This is a genomic window from Clostridium pascui (assembly GCF_016908015.1).
Taxonomy (GTDB): Bacteria; Bacillota; Clostridia; order Clostridiales; family Clostridiaceae; genus Clostridium_AK; species Clostridium_AK pascui.
The window spans coordinates 139,997-160,039 of sequence record NZ_JAFBDB010000005.1; the positions used below are offsets into that span (position 1 = coordinate 139,997).

Here is a 20,043-nt window from a genome sequence, read left to right on the forward strand (position 1 = left end):
ATCCTTTATACTAAATTATTTCTGCATATTTTATACTTCAATGGTCTCCTCGTGTTTAAAATATGAATTTCTTTCTACAAGTCCTGTTAGCATTAAAGTTATAGCTCCATCCCCTGTAACATTGCATGCTGTTCCGAAACTATCTTGTAGTGCAAATATAGTAAGAACTAACGCTACTGCAGAATCGTTAAATCCAAGTATGCTTGTAATCAATCCTAGTGAAGCCATTACTGTTCCTCCAGGAACTCCAGGGGCACCTATTGCAAATATTCCAAGAAGTATAATAAATTGAATCATAGAACTTAAAGGTGGTAATGTTCCATATACTACTTTGGATACCGTCATTACAAAGAATACCTCAGTTAAAACTGATCCGCAGAGATGAATATTTGCACAAAGTGGCACTGCAAAATCCACCATATCCTTTCTCAGAACCTTTGATTTATGAGCACATTTAAGAGATACAGGTAAAGTTGCCGCACTGGACATAGTTCCTACAGCTGTTAAATACGCTGGCCCATAGTGTTTTATAACTTCCATTGGATTTTTTTTAGATATAGCTCCACCTATAAGGTACAGCAATGTAAGCCAAATAAGATGTCCAACTATAACAATAAATATTACTATTAAAAATACTGGCAGTTGTTTTGTAATTCCACCTTCATAAGCAAGACATGCAAAGGTAGTTCCAACAAAAAAAGGTAATATCGGAATAACTACTCTGCTTACTATTGAAAGTGTAATATTTTGAAATTGATCAAATATTTTTTCTACTAAATCTGAATTTGTCCATGCTGTTGCAAGTCCAATTAATATCGCCGTAACTAAAGCCGTCATAACTGTCATTATTGGAGGAATATCCAGCTTAAATAGTATTTCTGGAAGTTCTTTTAGACCTTCTGTGTTATTTGATATTGATAAGTGTGGTATAATGCTATACCCAGATATCATGGAAAAAGCAGCTGCCCCTACAGATGATACATATGCAATAACCACTGCTGCACCTAACATCTTACTTGCATTACTCCTCATTTTAATAATTGCTGGTGCAATAAACCCTATAATAACTAAAGGAATACAGTAAAATATAATTTGCCCAAAAACATACTTTGCAGTTACAATAATAATAATAACTTGCTTAGAAGCTGCAAGGCCTATTATAAGACCTAGTACTACTCCTAAAAACAGCTTTACTATTAAGTTGTCCTTTAACTTACCCATTAACATATCCCCCTTGTTTCTAATTATTTTTATATAAAAGTAAATTATTAATGGACAATAAAATTTTATTTATTAAACACACTTCTTAACCATAACGTCTAATATAACACTATCAGTATGATCCATACCTTCATTAGAAACCCTGCCTAAATTTTGTATGGCTTTTTCTACTGATTCATCTAATATGCCATTATTTGAAGGTATAACTACATCGTTAAGTGCAAGTTCGCTGGCATCTAAGGCGGAAGATACAGATATAGCAAGCTTATAAGCACATCCAATTTTGGCTCCATCACATATCATTCCTGTAAGACCTGCAATCATGTTACTTATAGCACCCTCTATTTGTCTCGTGTTACCTCCTAAAAGATAAGTAAGTCCAGCGCTGCAGCCTACGCCTGCTGCCACTCCACATCCACATACTGGAGTTAGAGAACCTGTATAGCTTTTAACAAATATAGTAACTAAATGACTTAATGCAACCGCTCTTATTATCTTCTCTTCTTCCATTCCTTTTTCCTGCCCTATAAATGCAATTGGAAGTATTGCTACAAGTCCGTGATTTCCTGAACCTGCACTACTCATTACAGGAAGTGGATATCCAGACATTCTAGCTTCAGATGCTGCTGCTGTTAGTGACTTTGCCTTATTTTGAATTCCTTCTAATTTACTATAAAACTTTGCAATACCAATTCCAGTTTCTCCTTTAAGCCCGACATTCCCCATTGCCATGTTCATTTGAATGCCATCATTTATAAATTTTATTTTTTCATAATCTATTTCATTAACAAACATAATCAAATCTGAAATTGTAAATTCTCTTATCCTATCTCTCAAATTTGAAGTGTCTTCTTTTTTTTCTTCACTAATAGCTGGAATTTCTTCTTTTTCAAATAATATCTTTTCATTTCTTGATACGCTTACTAAATTCAAATGAGTATTTCTAATTTTTGATGTAGAAATATCATTTATGCCTCTTGCTATAATTTCTATATATAACCCTGAAGTACCTTCTTTAAGATTTAATTTTATTATCTTTTCATTAACTATTTTAAATGCCTTTTTTATATCTTCCTCAGATATTCCTTTAAGTGCTTCTAGCTTATATTCAGATTTTCCCATTACAAGCGAAAGTGCTGCTGCAAATATAATTCCTTTTTCCTTTGTTCCTGGTATTCCAACTTCCATACCATTTTTCAATATATTTTTATCTACTATAATTTCTAAAGATTTAACTTCTTCTCCAAGTGCTTCTTTAGCTACTGCCACAGCATAAGCTACCGCTCCTGGTTCAGTACATCCTAGAGCTGGTGTTACTTGATTTTTTAGTATATTTAATAATAATTCCTCATTCATAATACTTCCTCCTTTATTTCTATCACTATTTATTCTTATCAATATTTACAAGCAATAACCGTGCCAATAGCTAAGGTGCCGTCTTTTTATGTTTTATCTTGAATTTTCTTTTCATATTTCTCATATTTGATAAATATAAATATGTAAACGTATAAACACTTGTATTTATTCCTCATTTAATGTATTATCAGAAATGAGAACTATATTATCATTTCTGATAATATAGTTCTATTATACTTTAGTAATCTTTTTTCGATATTTGAATTATACTTGGAGTGAAATAAAGAGGAGATATATTATGTTAAATACCTTTCAAAAGGATCTGCAAGAAATTTGCGAAACCACTAAAGCCATAACTGGAATAGATATAACAATTGTAGATAAAAATCTTCAAAGAATATGTGGAACAGGAGAATTCAAAGAAAAAATAGGTGGATTTATTCCTCAAAATTCCGTTTATCATAAATCTCTTGAAACAGGAAAAAACTTTTTTATTACAGAGCCTACCAAAGATTCCTTATGTCAAGGCTGCTATGCTCAGGGTACCTGCAAGGAACAGGCCGAACTTTGTATGCCTATAATAGTTGATGAAAATATAGTTGGAATACTAGGAATGAGTATATTTAACCATGATATAAAAGGTCTATTTGTAAATAAAAAAGATGATTATGAAGCCTTCGAAAATAGACTTAGCAATCTTATAGCCTCTAAAATACACGAAAGACTTTTAGGAAGTATGGCTGAATATAAGTTATCTGAATTCAATACTTTAATAGATTCTATAAAAAACGAAGGGGTTATAACTATAAACAATGACGGAAAAATAATAACCGTCAATAAGTACCTTAAGGAGAAGTATTTGGATACCTTAAAAGATTCATCCGACATAACTTCTTTACTTCCTAAAAGCACCATAAAGAGTTTAAAAGAGCTAAATTTCAATGGTGAAATAGGCCCACTTCCTATAGGCAAAAATTATTTTATTATAAACTCTTCTCCTATACTTGTGAAAGATAAACGCGAAGGAGCGGTATTGTTATTTTCAGACTTTAATAAAATGCAGAAATCCGTTTTTAAAGTAACTGAAAATCCAAATATAACTACCTTTGAAGATATACTTGGAGAAAGCGAAAGCCTGCTTAAAGCAAAGCTTCAAGCTATGCAAGTTGCTGAAAGTGATGTATCAGTACTTCTTTTAGGGGAAAGCGGCACTGGAAAAGAAGTTTTTGCAAGAGCTATTCACTGCTCTAGTAAACGTCGTGAAGATATATTCATGCCTATAAATTGTGGAGCAATTCCTGAATCTTTAATTGAAAGCGAACTTTTTGGATATGAAAAAGGCTCCTTTACTGGCGGAAACCTTCAAGGAAAGCTTGGCAAGTTTGAAATAGCTAAAAATGGAACAGTATTTTTAGATGAACTTGGTGATCTTCCCCAAGACTCCCAAGTAAAACTTTTGAGAGTACTTGAAGAAAAAGAAATAATGAGAGTTGGCGGCCTCAAGACAATAAAAGTAAATCCAAGGATAATATCTGCCACAAATAAGGACTTACATAAATTAGTAAGTGAAGATATCTTTAGAGAAGATTTATTTTATAGAATAAATGTAATTCCTATAAGAATACCTCCACTACGTGAAAGAGGCTACGATATAATACTTTTGGCTAGATACTTTTTAAAAAAGTTTTGTACCATTTATGAAAAAGATATAAAAGGCTTTACAAACGAATGCGAGAAAGCCCTACTTTCATACTCTTTCCCAGGAAATATACGAGAGCTTAAAAATCTCATAGAATATGGAGTTAATTTTGCCACCGGTAGTAATATATCTTTAGATGTACTAGGAGCAAAACTCAAAAATAGGAACATAAAAGCACCTGAATCTTCCATGGATTTAAACCATATGGTAAAGAACTATCAAAAAGACTTAGTTTTAAATGCCCTAAATATTTACGGAAGTGACCTAAACGGAAAAAAAGCTGCTGCAAAGGCCCTAGGAATAAGCATGGCAACACTTTATAGAATAATTAATGGCTAGTAAATAATAGTTAAGGGGGACATTCAATTTACTCTGAATTTCCCCCTTAACTATTATTACCTATTTCCTTGCTACAGTAATTGGTAACTATTCATATATACAGGCATATTGAGATTATTAAGTACATTTTCTAAAAGTACGCCTTCTCTTTCTGGATAATCAAATCCATAACTTGCCTTTATTGCTGAATTTACAAATTGAACTGCCCTATCGATGGCTACAGGAATGCTTTCTCCATTTAAAAGACTTCCTACTATAACACTGCTGAATATATCCCCTGTTCCAGGATAATGTGCAGGTATAAAAGCACAGCTAACTTTCCAATACTTATCATGCCTTTTGTCATAAGCAATTACACTTGTGAATTTTTCATCCTTATCTTCAGGCATACTTGTTCCTATAACTACTTCCGGACCCATATCAGACAATTCTTTTAACCATAACTTTAGTTCTTCTGTACTTATATTTCTATTATACTCCTTGTCTAAAAGCAGCGCCATTTCAGTAAAATTTGGAGTTATTATTTGTGCTTTTTTAATAAGTTGCTTCATATTTTTTACCATCTCATCATTCATAGTGCTGTACAGTTCTCCATTATCTGCAAGCACTGGATCAACTACTACTAATGTATCCTGTTTCTTAAATTTATCTATAAAATCTGCCACAATTTCTATTTGCCTATTAGATCCCAAAAAACCACTGTATATTGAGTCAAATTCTAAATTTAAATCCTTCCAGTGTTTTATATATGTCTCCATGGTATCTGTTAAATCTACAAAAGTATAATTATCAAATCCTCCAGTATGGGTAGACAATATGGCTGTAGGAAGGGGACATACTTGAATTTTCATAGTAGATAATATAGGTATTATTGCTGTAAGAGAAGTTTTGCCAAAACCAGACATATCATGAATAGCTGCCACCCTTTTAATATGTTTTTCCATAGTATCCCGTCCTTTATATTAATCTAAAAGTTTTATACCCCTTATAATTAACTACTTCTATCTTACTATCTTCTTCTAATCTTTTTACCATATCATCTATATTTTCAGCATTCCTGTCAGTTAAAAAGCTAATAATTTCATGTTGATTCATCGGATGTCTTTTTATTATATCAAGTATTGCTTTATAATCATCCTTTTCTTCACTATAAAAACTTCCTTCAGTCAAGGTATCTATAGCAATACCATTAAGTATTTCTGAAGCTTTTATCATTGTCTCCTTAGATACTTGGGCCGCATATCCTTCAGCTGGAGGTCTTACAGGAGTGTTTATATATAATCTATCATACCTTAAACCTTCTAAAAGAGTTCTAAGCTTTCTTAAACTTCCTTCACTATCATTAAAGCCGCGCACGAGCATAACTTCTACCCACAATTGGCCCTTATATTCTCTACAAAACTGAGCTAATCCCTCATATATATCTTTAAAGTTAATTTTTTTAATTGGTCTATTTACCTTTATAAATTCTTCTTCATCGCAAGCATCAAAGGTAGGGAGTACTATATCTGCTTTCATTAAGTCTGCTCTAACTTCTTCTAAGTCAAAAAGACCTCCATTTGCTATAACTGCTACAGGTTTTTCAGTTAAGGCTTTAAGTTTATCAATAAGCTCTCCAAGTCTTGAATAGAGAGTAGGTTCTCCTTCTCCTACCACTGTCACCACATCAAAATTATCATTGTTTTTTATGTACTCTTTAAATTCTTCTACTATACCTTCAAGAGGGAAATATTCGCGTCTTTCATTGGTCATTTTATCCGTTCTACCTAATTGACAATATATACAGGAATAGTTACAAGTCTTTTTAGGTATAGGACTTACCCCTAATGATAATCCCATTCTTCTAGATGGTATGGGTCCAAATATATATTTATATTCTTTCATTAATTTAACCCCCGTGTTTCATGAATTAATTTTATATTAAAGTAATATCTATGTTTATTATTTCATATTTCTATAAATATGGCAATTGTATCGATACCTAATTACACAAAAACAATCTAACCTACATTTTTTTCTTTTGAGTTGAATTACCTTCTTTTGCATCAAAGTTAACTTGGAAGATATTTTTTATTAATTATCTTTTCATAGTCTATATCAGTAAAATAATCACAAAAATTAATTTCCACATAAATTAATCTGTTATTTTCTTTGTCAGCCAAAGCATAAATATAACCACTCTCGTCCGCATAAACTGTACTTATTGGATAGTTAGATCCAGTTGCACCATATAGTCAATTTGTACATACTATCGTATAAATTTTGAGAAAACATAGCAAAACCCTATGCAACGCATAGGGTTCTTCAACAACCTGATGGATAGTAAAATATCCTTCATACCTTATAAACTTCCATCATTATCTAGCTACACCGCCAACTTCTGATAACTCCTCATAGTAATCCACCACAACCTTACCATTTTCATATTTAAGCACTGCTTTCGTAGATGGATACTGTTCATCATACTCTGAGTAACCTGACCAAGTAATATATAATTTATTTCCTTGTACTTTCTTATCAATTATTTTGGATTTTGAAAGTTCAAAAGCCAATCCTGGCTGACCAATGACTATATAGTACTTACCATTTACTTTTTCATAATACAAACTATTTATTAATTTACTGCTGTATTCCTTGGAAAAGTTCTTATTGAGTAAATTTAAAAGCCCTTCTCTAGTTGAATACTCATCTTTAAGTTCATGATAGTAAGTATCATTTATTATTACTTCGTCATTATATTTTAAAATATCTTTATTAAGGCCTACAGCAGAGTTTATTATAAAATCCCATCCATTTTCCACATAGCTTCTTATTTCACTTTCACTTAAAGAAGCTAATATTTCTTGTGGTCTTGCCTTTTCCCCTATAGCATAGCTATATGCGTCTTCACTTACACCGCTTATGCCACCTAATATAGTTATTTCTTTTAATCCATCATTATTTACCTTTAAAAAATTATCTGTAGCTTTGCCTGGATTATCATTTAAAAGTACTAATGGAGTTTTATTTATAGCTGCAAGCATTGAACCCGAAAGTGCATCTGGGAAATTTTCTCCTGAAGCCACTATAGGATTAGATAAATCTAGTTCATCTTTAAAGTGATTTATTATATTTATATTGGTTTCATATCTAGTGTTACCATATAATCTTTCTGCATTTGGGAGTTTATTCTTAACAGTATCCGTTATTACACCGGGCCCTCCTATTAAGTATACCTTATCTATACTATGATTTCTTATGAATTCCTCTGTTTCCTTAGGAATGTTATTTTTATTTACTAAAAGTATAGGCATTGATTTCATGGCTGCAATAGGAGCTATGGATAATGCATCTGCAAATAATGAACTGGTTGTAACTACTACTTCATAGCTTTCATCCATTTTTTCTGCTATTTTTACTGAGGTTTCATACCTAGTTGTTCCACTAATTCTTTCTACTTCTATGTTTAAAGCTTTTATTTCATCCTCTACCTTTTTGCTAACTGAGCCATTTTCACCTATTATAAACACTTTTTTCACATTGAGCTTAATAAGCCTTTCCTTAACATTGGAATTTAATTCATTCTTACTTGTAAGCAATATCGGTGCATTATACTTCTTTGCTAAAGGAGAAGTACAAAGTGCATCCGGAAAATTTTCTCCTGATACTATAAATGCAACCTCAGTATTACTTGAAAATTCTTTATCACATATCTTTGCCGAAGTCTCATATCGATCTAATCCGAAAATTCTTTCCTTGTTAACATTTGAAGCCAATACCGCTGAGGTCAAAGAAAGGCTTAAGGCTAAAGTTAATGTACATACTGCTTTTTTGTTCATATAGATTCCCCCTAAATTTTTTCAGTAGTATCTATATGAATTTATGTCCAGTTTGTCTTTAAATATACCAAACAAATTTCATCAAATTAACTTATATTATAATAATCAACATATAATTTTATATCTATACGCTCATAAAATACCATAGGTTTCTTTCTTCTATACTATTTTGCTTCTTCTACTGGTCTTTCCTTATCACCCCATACATAATCAAGGGCATTTTGGCTTAATACAGCAGTTCCACCTAATATAAGCGTATCTTTTATGTTTTCTTTATTCTGACTAATAAACTCATCTGTAAGACTGCCTGGTTTTTCACTTAAAAGCATTAATGGTGCTTTATTCACCGCCGCAAGTATTGAACCTGAAAGAGCATCTGGAAAATTTGCTCCTGAAGCAATTACAAGTTTTGATAAATCTAATTCTTCTTTGAAATTATTTATTACATTTATATTTGTTTCATATCTTGTATTTCCATATAGTCTTGTAGCATTAGGTAGTTGTCCCTTTACATTGTCACTTATCACCCCAGGTCCACCTATTAAATATACTTTACTTATATCATGGGTTTTTATAAAATCAGCAGTTTCCTTAGGTATCTCATTCTTGTCCACTAGTAGTATAGGCATAGATTTCATTGCAGCAATAGGCGCAATGGATAATGCGTCTGCGAAGGCAGAGCTCGTTGTTACTACTATTTCATTACTTTCACTCATGTTTCCTGCTATTTTAGCTGAAGTTGCATATCTATTAAGCCCATATATTCTTTCAGGATATATGTTTAGATCTTGTATCTCTTCTACAACATCCTCAGATATAACCCCAGTTCCCCCTACTACAAAAACCTTTTTAGCATTAAGACTTTGGAGTCTTTCTTTAACTTTAGGATCAAGCTTATTTTTCCCACTTAAAAGTATTGGTGCATTATACTTTTTAGCTAAAGGTGCTGTACATAATGCATCTGGAAAGTTTTCTCCTGATACTATAAAAACAACCTCACTACCCTTTGTAAATCCCTTTTCACTTATAGCAGCTGAAGTCTCGTATCTATTTAAGCCAAAAATTCTCTCTGTACTTATAGTAGCTGCTGCTACTATAGAAGATATTGAAAAACTTACTGTCAAAGCTAATGCACATATTGCCTTTTTATTCATGTGTACTCCCGTCCTTTACTCATTTTATTCTAATACTTTTATATATTCTCTTTATACTATAAAATTCCTTGTAGTATTTGTAAAGGGATTTAAAAAAATCAAGAATATTTTCGGACTTTGTACTGTAATTACTATATGGTAAAATGTTCATAAAGAACAACTTTTACGGGATAATAAGTCAACATAAATGCTAAGTTTTGTGGCTAAAAAGGTACAGAAATATATACTGTAAGCTCGGATACTATATCCATAATTCGGTTAAAGGAGGTGTCAGGATGAAAAAGAAATTACTTGTTATATTACTGTTATTAATTAGTGTTTTTATGACATTTTGCTATAAGAATTCCATTTCATATAATGATATTAAAAACAATATAATTGAGTATCAAATACCCAAAATTAAATACTTATTTAAAAAACCTGTAAAAGTAGAAAAAGTGTCTGTAAATAGTGATAAAGATAATGATGCAAAATTAGATTTAGAAGATATAGTAGAAGGCGCAAGACTTGATGCTAAAAACAAACCTGTGTATAAAAGTGCTTATTATCAAGGTGGTTATCCTCCAAGTACCGAAGGAGTATGCACCGATGTGGTATGGAGGGCATTTAAAAATGCTGGATATAATTTAAAGGATATGGTAGATAAGGATATTACAAATAACTTAAACGCTTATCCTAGGTTAGACGGAAAGCCAGATCCTAATATTGATTTTAGACGTGTACCTAATTTACATGTGTTTTTTACAAGGCATGCTGAAATTTTAACTTTAGAGCTTAAGCCTGGGGATGTTGAAAATTTAAAACAATGGCAGGGTGGAGATATTATAACATTTGATAATCCTCAGCATATTGCTATAGTTTCAGATAAGAGAAGAAAAGACGGCGTTCCCTTTATAATCCATAATTCAAGTCCTTACACTGCTGAAGCTGATGTATTAGATTATTGGTATCCAAAAATCATTGGTCATTTTAGATATCCAAGTAATAAAAATAATAACAAATAATTTTTGCGTAGAAAGTTCTTTTAAGAAGCTTTCTACGCAAAAATTATTTGTTATTTAATGTTACCTTAATAAAATCTCTAAATAACGGATGAGGTTTATTAGGCCTTGATTTAAGTTCTGGATGAAATTGAGTTGCTACAAACCAAGGATGGTCTTTAACTTCTACAATTTCAACTAGCTTTTCATCTGGACTAACCCCTGTAACTTTAAGTCCTGCATCCGTAAGAATTTTTCTATATTCATTATTAAATTCATATCTATGTCTATGTCTTTCATAAATTACTGATTTACCATATGCCCTAAATGCATTAGAATCTTCTTCAAGCTTGCAAGGATACAATCCAAGTCTCATAGTTCCACCCTTCTCGTTTACATTCTTTTGATCTGGCATTAGATCAATTACTGGATGAGTAGTATTTTCGTATATTTCCGAACTATTAGCATCTGTATATCTTAATACATTTCTGGAAAACTCTATAACTGCACATTGCATTCCAAGGCATATTCCTAGAAAAGGCACATTATTTGTTCTTGCATACTTTATAGCTTCAATCTTTCCTTCTATCCCCCTATCTCCAAAGCCCCCTGGAACCAATATTCCACTTACATCTTTTAAATAACTATCTGCATTTTCAAAAGTAACATCTTCTGCATTGATCCATTTAATATTTACTTTAGAATTGTTAGCAAAACCTCCATGATTTAAAGCTTCTACAACTGAAATATATGCATCATGAAGCTCTACATATTTACCAACAAGTCCTATAGTTGTATTTTCCTTTAAATTTTTGATTTTATTAATCATGCTTATCCATTCTTCATTGCGAACCTCATTTTCACTACAATTTAAGCTTAATTTATCACAAACCAGTGTATCTAATCCTTCATTATGCAGCATAATAGGAACCTCATAAAGATGCTCTGCATCTAAATTTTGAATTACTGCACTAGCATCTACATTACAAAACAAACCTATCTTTTCTTTTACATCCTGTGAAAGTGGCTTTTCACTGCGGCATACTAGAATATCCGGCTGGATACCTATCCCCCTTAATTCTTTAACTGAATGCTGAGTTGGCTTAGTTTTAAGCTCTCCTGCCTTCCCTAAGTAAGGTATTAGCGTTACATGAATGAAACATACACTTTCACGTCCAACTTCGTACTTGATTTGTCTTATAGCTTCCAAAAAAGGTAATGATTCAATATCTCCAACAGTTCCACCTATTTCAGTTATAACCACATCTACATCTGTTTCTTTAGATATTCTATACACTCTATCCTTGAGTTCATTGGTTATATGAGGAATCACTTGAACTGTTCCACCTAGATAATCTCCACGTCTTTCTTTTTGTAAAACAGACCAATATACCCTGCCTGTTGTAACATTATTACTTTGACTTAAATTTTCATCTATAAATCTTTCATAATGACCTAAATCTAAATCTGTTTCTGCACCATCATCTGTAACAAAAACTTCTCCATGTTGATATGGACTCATGGTACCTGGATCTATATTTAAATATGGATCAAATTTTTGTATAGAAACCTTAAGCCCTCTGTTTTTTAATAACCTTCCAAGTGAAGCTGCTGTTATTCCCTTTCCTAATGAAGAAACAACTCCTCCAGTTATAAATACATATTTAGTACTCATAAAAATCCCCCCTTAATTTATGTATAAAACCTATTGACAAATAATGAAATTCTCATTATAATAGAAATTACCCTGTAAAATGGGTTATCTATATCATGATTTAAAACATACTTAGTATAATATCATATTTTCTCTAGTTATGCTAGAGCTTTTTTGACGTTGTTATCTTTTTTATAATTTTACAATATGATTTTTAGTTATTTTCTATTTTAATAGAAAAAGCACCCCACCTATTGGGATGCTTTTATAAATATTCATCATTATGTTTTACTTCAAAGTAGGGGTAGCCGGCAGACTTTCATCTAACCGGCATTGTGGGAAAGAAGATTTTTTATCTTCGTGAATATATAATTCTACACAAATTAATTTTTTCCTTCATACTTTGTATATTTTTTTATTTATTTTAATACTTTAAATTGATATTTTAATATTATTGTAAAGCACCGCTTCTTACTTTGCTAGATTTACTAAAGCTCTAACCGCTATCTTAATAATTTTCTTTTCAACTTCATTATAAAGCTTATCCTTTTCCTCTAAAGTAAGCTGATTTTTCTGAAGTATGTTAGAATCAGTACCTACTATAGCACCAACCTTAAACCCTCTTTTAGATCCTACAATAAACGCTGTGGCACATTCCATTTCAGATACAGCAACATCTGTATTTGATATCTTTTCATTCAACTCAGTGTCCTGCATATAATAAGCATCTCTTGTAAGGCTTGTGCCCATAAAAGTTTCTTCATTTAATTCTTTAGCCGCTTCTCTAAGGGCTAATGTCACATCAAAGTTTGCAATTGCAGGATATATTTCTGGAAGATACACCTTACTTGTTCCTTCAGCTCTTACTGCTGCATTTACTATAACAGAACTTCCTATTTTTAGATTTTCTCTTCTTCCTCCAGCGGAGCCTACTCTAATAAAAGTATGGCATCCAAGCTTTGCAAGTTCTTCCATTGCAATTGCCGTTGAAGGTCCGCCTATACCTGTGGAACATACAGTAAGCCTTACCCCATCTTTTTCACCTGTATAAACTACATATTCCCTGTTTTCTGCTATCTTTTCCATGGTATCAAAGGTCTCTGCAATTTTCTTTGCTCTGCCAGGGTCACCAGGAATTAATACATAAGGTGCCACATCTCCTTCTTTACATCTTATATGTTTTTGCAAAGTTATATCGTAATTCATATACTATTCCTCCACTATTAAGTTTACTATTTTTCCTTCCTTAACCTTTACAAGTCCCATATCTGTTATTTTAAGCTCAGGGCTAACAGGAAGGGAATTTGTACTCAAGGACATTACAGGATTGTAATGATTATATCCTAAATCCTTCATAGCTTTCTTGGCCTTTGAAAGTTCAAAGCCAACTTCTTCTACTGACTTTTCAGAGAGTATTCCTGCCACATTAAGCTTAACACTTGCTAGGATACTTTCATTTTCACAAACACAGTATCCCCCTTGATTTTCTATAATAAAGTTTGCAGCACATACTATATCTATCGGACTTTTTCCTATCACAAGCAAGTTATGATGATCATGAGCATAGGTTGTTGCAACTGCTCCTCTCTTAATGGTATCTCCTGAAGCTAAAGCTAAAGTTACATTGCCAGTTCCCTTGTGTCTCTCAAAAACACCTATAAGAGCATAGGGCGAACTTTCCCAGTCTACATATCCATTTACTACATCTAAATAATCAAATATCTCTTCTGTAAAAGTACTACCATTTTTTACATTTATAATTCTGCACTTAACTTTTCCAGTTTGTATATTTGCCTTTATTTTCAACTCTTCTTCATTTATCTTTGAAAGCTCAACACTGTTATAAAAGTCTTTTGGAAAATTATTTTCAGAAGGTGTATATTCATATTTTTTACCCTCTTCATAAACACATTCCCCATTTTTATATACTGAATTAATATTAAATTCATCCACATCATCTAATATTATAAAATCTGCTATTTTACCTGGAGCAACAGCTCCTCTATCCTTTAAATCCATCCTTAAAGCTGGATTTAATGTTCCAAAGGTTATTGCTCGTTCAGGTTTCATACCCAGCTTAATTGCCTTTTTAATTATGTTGTTTAAGTGTCCCTCATTTATAAAGTTATCTGCCATTACATCATCTGTTACAAAGCAAAAATTATTATAAATATCATTTTCTTCAATAAAACTTATATTTTCCCTTGTTAAAGACTTTTCTTGGATTTCTACAAACATCCCATTTAAAAATCTATCTTCTATAGTTTCTGGAGTATGCTGAGTATGATCTGAATCCACTCCATTAAATATAAACTTATATAAATCTTCTCCAACAACTCTAGGACAGTGGCCTTCTATAATAAGCTTTGGATAATTATTTTTTATGTAACTTAAAAACTTGTTTATCTTACTTTCTGGATTCTTAATTACTTCCACATAATTCATTACCTCTCCAAGGCATATTACCTTAGGATTTTTTATAAGCTCTTCAAATTCTTCTATGCCAATCTCCGCTCCCGATGTTTCTAATTCTGTTGAAGGCACAGAACTTGGAATCCCATAAAATATATCTGCAGTACAGTTTTCATCCCTTTTTATCATTTCCTTTATTCCAACAATTCCAAATACATTAGCTATTTCATGAGGTTCTGCAACCACTGTAGTCACACCATTTTTAATAAGCTCATGAGAAAAAGCTTCTGGCGTTACCATTGAGCTTTCTATATGAAGATGTATATCTATAAGGGAAGGAATTAAATACTTTCCTTCCCCTTCTATAACACTATTAGCCCTTATATTCTTTAAATCCTTCAACGTAGTGTATAAAAACTTTCCGTCCTTTATCACAATCGAAGACTTTATAAACTTTTTTGAATATACATTAAATACTTGTATATCCTTTATTATTAAATCCATCATATATTTAACCCTTCTTATTTTCCAGAGGATATTTCCTTATTCCAAGTGTCTATCCACTGTTTATTCACTTCATTTACATATTCCCAATTCACAGATTTTAATTTCTTAATCATTTCTTCTCCATAAGTTTGACCTTTAGCTTCTTCTTCAGTTAATTTTACATTCTTGTTTGCTGGTGCTTCTACTTTAGCTTTACCAGTTGCAGTTTGAACTTCTTCACTTAATGCAAAATCTATGAATTTTTCAGCAAGCTCTTTATTCTTTGATCCCTTAACTACATTTATTGTGTTAAGTCCTACATAGCTTCCTTCTGCAGGAGTTACAAATTTAGCCTGTGGACATGCTTTTAATATATTTCCATAAGCAAAGTCTTGAATAACTGCTACAGCTATTTCGCCTTGGTTAAACATATTTGCAAGCTCTGAGGATTTTCCATAATATTTAACAACACTTGGAGCAAGCTGTTTCATTTTATCAAAAGCTTTAGCTTCATTTCCCTTTATATCTACTCCAGCTTGATCACCTGCTACCATCATCATAAGTGGTCCTGCAGTTACCGTTATATCTGGAATTGCAATTTTCCCTTTAAGTTCTGGCTTCCAAAGATCTGCCCATGATGTTATAGGAGTTTTAATAACTTCTGGATCATATACTATTCCAAGACTATTTATAGTGTATGCTGGTCCATATCCTTCTCCTTGAGGAGCTTTTGCTAAATCATATACATTATTTAAGTTTGGAATATTTTCTGTATTTATCTTTTCAAATAATCCTTGTTTTATTCCCTGCATGGAATACAAATCTGCAAGATAAATTAAATCAATTCCTTCTTTCTTTTGCTTAAGTTTTGTAAGTCTTTCTCCGTTATTGCCTTTTTCTAAAACTATTTTTACATTGTATTTCTTTTCAAAAGGCTCATATACATTTTTCTTTAATAAATCCTCATTAAATCCCCAAGTGGAGATTGTGAGTGTTTTTGGTTCTTCCTTGGTATTTGTTGAAGCTTCTTTAGATCCACAACCTACTAAAAGTGTAGTTACAGTAAGTACTGATGCAAGTAAAATACTTAATTTTTTCATTGATGTTTCCCCCTTAAACTAATATTAATTTATCTTTATTAAATTTAATATTTACCTTTTCACCATTTTTAAAGTTATTTTCAAAACTTGTATTTACAATAAAATCACCAAGCTTAGTGCTTACTATATACTGAATTTGCTTTCCTAGGAATGTACTTATCCCAACAATTCCTTCTAGGGTATTTTCTGAATTTCTTCCATCAAATCTTTGAATTTCTATATCTTCTGGTCTTATGGTTCCTTTTACATCTGCTCCCTTTGTGTAGCTTGTATAAAACATTGTGCTATTCTTTGCTTTATAAACTCCTTGTCCATTTTCTTCACTTATAAGCTTTAAATCTATAAAGTTTTCAAATCCCACAAACTTTGCAGTAAATTCAGTTAGTGGATTATTATATATGTTAATCGGATTATCTAACTGCTCAATTATGCCACCATTCATTACTGCAACCTTGTCTGAAATAGAAAAACATTCTTCTTGATCATGGGTTACATATATTGCAGTAATTCCAAGTCTTTGTTGAATCTTTCTTATTTCAACTCTCATTTTCACTCTAAGTTTTGCATCTAAGTTACTTAAAGGTTCATCAAATAGTAATAATCCCGGTCTTATAACTAGTGCTCTAGCCAGAGCAACTCTTTGCTTTTGTCCACCTGAAAGTTCATCTGGAAATCTCTTTTCAAACCCTTTTAAATCTACTACTTCAAGCATTTCCATAACTCTTTTATTTATTTCTGAATTATCCATTTTTCTAAGCTTTAATCCAAATGCCACGTTATCAAATATACTTAAATGTGGAAACAATGCATAGTTTTGAAATACATATCCAAAGTTTCTTTTGTGTACAGGAACCTTAGTGTAATCTTCTCCATCAAATATAAATTGGCCCTCCCTGCTATTTAAAAAGCCCTGAACAAGCCTCAATGTTGTTGTCTTTCCGCATCCGCTTGGTCCCAAAAGAGAAACAAGTTCTCCCTTTTCCACTTGAAAATTAAAGTTTTTAAGTATCATGTTATCGCCATAACCTGCAGTTATATTTCTTAATTCAAGTAATGCCATATATTATCACTCCTATTTAGCAAAATAACTTAACCCTAAAGTCTTTTCTACAATTACCATTAAAACTATTGTAAATACCATAAGCACCACAGATAATGCTGCAATAGTTGGGTCATAATTGTACTCTACATAACTTAGCATTTGTATAGGTAATGTGCTTACCCCTGGTCCTGATAAAAATACTGAAAGAGGCACATTATTAAAGGAATTTATAAATGCAAGTATAAATGCTGCTATTACTCCTGATTTAATATTAGGAAGTACCACCTTAAAAAACGTCCTTCCTTTACTTAACCCCAAACTCATAGCTGCTTCCTCTATAGAATAATCAAAATTACTAAGACTTGAAGAAACCACCCTTATAGCATAAGGAAAAAGTATTATAGCATGTCCGATAAACAAACTTAAATAAACCGGAAAATCATTTTCTACCATTAAAAACTTTAATAACGCAAACCCTAAAACTATTCCTGGTATAAGTACAGGTGATACAAATATTCCATTGAGAATATTCTTACCCTTAAAGTTATATCTGTTTATAGCATAAGCTGCTGGAATTCCCATAATAAGTGCTATCATAGTAGCTAAAAAAGCAATTCCTAAACTAATTTTCAAAGTTTCCATAAACATTTCTACATTTAATATATTTTCAAACCATTTAAGAGAAAATCCCTTTGGAGGAAAAGTTAAAAAATTTTCACTGCTGAAAGAAGCTCCTATTATTATAAGCAGTGGTCCTAGCAAGAAAATATATACCATTAAAGTGAATATCACTAAAAATTTATTCTTTTTCACCTTGTCCTACCCCCTTTTATTTAAAGCTTTAGCTCCTCTATTCATGATGGAAGTAACTATAATTGTTGTAATTATCATTATAACGGCCACAACAGATGCACTATTCCAATCTGATAAAGTCATTGCATTTTGATATATCAATGTGGCTAAAACCCTTGTCTTAGTTCCTCCTAAAAGCTGTGGAGTGGTGTATGCAGTAAGGCATCCAGTAAATACAAGTATACTTCCTGTCATGAGTCCCGGCACACTTAATGGAAATACTACTTTTAAAAACGCCTTAAACTTAGAAGCTCCAAGACTTTCTGCCGCAAGCATGTAATCTTCTGTTATATTTTCCATTACCCCTATAAGAGAAAGTATCATTAAAGGTAGGAACAATTGCACAAATCCCACTACAATAGAAAATTCATTATATAACATACTAAGTGGACTATTGATTAAGTTGAGATTTAAAAGAATTGTATTTAAAAGTCCTTTCTTACCAAGTATTACAATCCAACAAAAAGAACGAACAACCGGAGATGTAAGCATAGGAAACACCGCTAGCGCTATGTATAATCCTCTTCTTTTAACACCTATTTTAGATATGTAATATGCTGTAGGTAGTCCTAAAATCGCACATATTATAGTACTTATTAAACTTAGTTTCATAGTTCTTATAAATACATGTTGAAAAAAAGAATCCATAAGTATGTTGGTATAGACTCCTATAGATAATGCACCTTCAACTTGAAATGTAGAAATACATATTTTAAACACTGGAATTATAGCAAACAAAGTCAAAAATATTGCAGCAGGTATCATTAAATAAAATCCAGTTCTTTTTTTCATATTTGTCACCTCCTAAATTTTACACATTAACTACGATAATTCTTTATTTTATAATTGCATAGAACCCGGAATATAACGAACTAAATATTCATTTTTTAAACCATTATTCGTGTTTACAAAGTAATCATATTATATTTTGGAAATATAGTCAATAGTTTATAAATAATAAATGGTGGTATAATAATATGTATCACTGAATATGGAGGTGTTTTTATGCAAACGTTAAATTTTTTAGGAAGAGGTTCTGCTTTTAATACAGAAGAGGGAAATACTTCAGCTTATATAAAACATGGTGATAAACTTCTCTTAATAGACTGTGGAGAAAGTATATTTGAGAGAATGAAAAGAAAAAGGCTATTAGAAAATTCTAAACAGATAACAATACTAATTACTCATTTACATTCTGACCATGTAGGAAGCCTTAGCAGCCTTATTTTTTACTGTTACTATATGCTCAATAAAAAGGTTTCTATAATATACCCCTCCTCTTACGCATTAAAATCTCTTTTTAGCATAATGAACAACAAAGATAATATGTATAACCTAATAGAAAGCAATGAAAATGTTCGTATTTCTTTAGACGATATAGAGGTTGTGCCCGTAAAAGCTTCCCATTCTAAAGAAATGTACTGCTATGGTTATTTTATATATTATGATAATAAAACAATTTACTATAGTGGTGATTCTAATACTATTGAGGAAAACACATTGAATCTCTTTAAGAACGGAAAAATTGATGAGTTATATCAAGATACCTGCTACCCTGACTATACGGGAAGTGGTCATTTATCCATTAGTAAAATGTCTAATTTGATTCCTGAAAATCTAAGAAAAAAAGTTTATTGTATGCATATAGATGGAAATGAACTTATGGAAGAGGCAACAAAGCTTGGCTTTAATATAGTAGAAGCCAATCATTCATAATCATCATAAAAGGAAATTGTGATATTTTTAATGGTGAATCTCCCGTATGAGATTTATATCTAGGAAGGCGTTCATTTCTCTAAAAACGGCTAATATTTATAAATTTAAAATATCTAAGCCTTCTAAACTCGCTTTAGCTCAGACAGTAGAAGACTCTATACGATATTTGAAATTTATAAACAAAGCCGTTTTAAAGCTCATTCAATGCCTTCTA

16 protein-coding genes are annotated in these 20,043 nt (G+C 31.7%); 3 read left to right on the forward strand and 13 right to left on the reverse strand.

Features of this window, described 5'->3' with window-relative positions:
• Positions 1–30 precede the first annotated feature (30 nt).
• Together JOC70_RS13180 and JOC70_RS13185 are read right to left on the reverse strand one after the other, a co-directional pair.
• Positions 31–1,221 carry a dicarboxylate/amino acid:cation symporter gene (locus JOC70_RS13180; RefSeq protein WP_204599363.1) on the reverse strand — a complete coding sequence of 397 codons (1,191 nt, stop codon included), beginning with the start codon at positions 1,219–1,221 and terminating at the stop codon, positions 31–33.
• A 72-nt stretch (positions 1,222–1,293) separates the two neighbouring features.
• Positions 1,294–2,577 (reverse strand): L-cysteine desulfidase family protein, encoded by a 1,284-nt coding sequence (locus JOC70_RS13185; RefSeq protein WP_204599364.1) that lies wholly within the window; start codon positions 2,575–2,577, stop codon positions 1,294–1,296.
• Positions 2,578–2,875: 298 nt separating this feature from the next.
• Between JOC70_RS13185 and JOC70_RS13190 the strand changes: the two genes are divergently transcribed.
• Positions 2,876–4,615 (forward strand): sigma-54-dependent Fis family transcriptional regulator, encoded by a 1,740-nt coding sequence (locus JOC70_RS13190; protein WP_204599365.1) that lies wholly within the window; start codon positions 2,876–2,878, stop codon positions 4,613–4,615.
• A 71-nt stretch (positions 4,616–4,686) separates the two neighbouring features.
• Here JOC70_RS13190 and JOC70_RS13195 read toward each other — a convergent pair whose 3' ends face one another.
• From JOC70_RS13195 to JOC70_RS13210, 4 genes are all read right to left on the reverse strand, one after another.
• Positions 4,687–5,559, reverse strand: a complete 873-nt coding sequence (locus JOC70_RS13195) for a pyridoxamine kinase (protein ID WP_204599366.1) — start codon at positions 5,557–5,559, stop codon at positions 4,687–4,689.
• Positions 5,560–5,572: 13 nt separating this feature from the next.
• On the reverse strand, positions 5,573–6,499 hold the full coding sequence (locus tag JOC70_RS13200) for a radical SAM protein (protein WP_204599367.1): 927 nt from the start codon (positions 6,497–6,499) through the stop codon (positions 5,573–5,575).
• A gap of 473 nt (positions 6,500–6,972) precedes the next feature.
• Positions 6,973–8,433 carry a cell wall-binding repeat-containing protein gene (locus JOC70_RS13205; RefSeq protein WP_204599368.1) on the reverse strand — a complete coding sequence of 487 codons (1,461 nt, stop codon included), beginning with the start codon at positions 8,431–8,433 and terminating at the stop codon, positions 6,973–6,975.
• A gap of 164 nt (positions 8,434–8,597) precedes the next feature.
• On the reverse strand, positions 8,598–9,587 hold the full coding sequence (locus JOC70_RS13210) for a cell wall-binding repeat-containing protein (protein ID WP_204599369.1): 990 nt from the start codon (positions 9,585–9,587) through the stop codon (positions 8,598–8,600).
• Positions 9,588–9,862: 275 nt separating this feature from the next.
• On the opposite strand from JOC70_RS13210, the gene JOC70_RS13215 reads away from it, so the two are divergent.
• Positions 9,863–10,591: a DUF1287 domain-containing protein gene (locus JOC70_RS13215; protein WP_204599370.1), complete on the forward strand. Its 729-nt coding sequence runs from the start codon at positions 9,863–9,865 to the stop codon at positions 10,589–10,591.
• A 43-nt stretch (positions 10,592–10,634) separates the two neighbouring features.
• On the opposite strand, the gene JOC70_RS13220 is transcribed toward JOC70_RS13215, so the two are convergent.
• From JOC70_RS13220 to JOC70_RS13250, 7 genes are all read right to left on the reverse strand, one after another.
• Positions 10,635–12,242, reverse strand: a complete 1,608-nt coding sequence (locus JOC70_RS13220) for a CTP synthase (RefSeq protein ID WP_204599371.1) — start codon at positions 12,240–12,242, stop codon at positions 10,635–10,637.
• A gap of 450 nt (positions 12,243–12,692) precedes the next feature.
• On the reverse strand, positions 12,693–13,427 hold the full coding sequence (locus JOC70_RS13225) for a nucleoside phosphorylase (protein ID WP_204599372.1): 735 nt from the start codon (positions 13,425–13,427) through the stop codon (positions 12,693–12,695).
• A gap of 3 nt (positions 13,428–13,430) precedes the next feature.
• Entirely contained in the window at positions 13,431–15,140 is a 1,710-nt protein-coding gene (locus JOC70_RS13230) for an adenine deaminase (protein WP_204599373.1), read from the reverse strand.
• Between the two features lie 14 nt (positions 15,141–15,154).
• Complete coding sequence (locus JOC70_RS13235) at positions 15,155–16,219, reverse strand: ABC transporter substrate-binding protein (RefSeq protein ID WP_204599374.1); 1,065 nt, start codon at positions 16,217–16,219, stop codon at positions 15,155–15,157.
• 13 nt (positions 16,220–16,232) lie between these two features.
• Positions 16,233–17,279, reverse strand: coding sequence for an ABC transporter ATP-binding protein (locus tag JOC70_RS13240; protein ID WP_204599375.1), 1,047 nt, complete (start codon positions 17,277–17,279; stop codon positions 16,233–16,235).
• A 12-nt stretch (positions 17,280–17,291) separates the two neighbouring features.
• On the reverse strand, positions 17,292–18,074 hold the full coding sequence (locus JOC70_RS13245; RefSeq protein WP_204599376.1) for an ABC transporter permease subunit: 783 nt from the start codon (positions 18,072–18,074) through the stop codon (positions 17,292–17,294).
• A 6-nt stretch (positions 18,075–18,080) separates the two neighbouring features.
• Entirely contained in the window at positions 18,081–18,905 is an 825-nt protein-coding gene (locus JOC70_RS13250) for an ABC transporter permease (protein WP_204599377.1), read from the reverse strand.
• 213 nt (positions 18,906–19,118) lie between these two features.
• Here JOC70_RS13250 and JOC70_RS13255 point away from each other — a divergent pair, with 213 nt between their 5' ends.
• Positions 19,119–19,829, forward strand: coding sequence for an MBL fold metallo-hydrolase (locus JOC70_RS13255; RefSeq protein WP_204599378.1), 711 nt, complete (start codon positions 19,119–19,121; stop codon positions 19,827–19,829).
• The last annotated feature ends 214 nt before the right edge of the window (positions 19,830–20,043 follow it).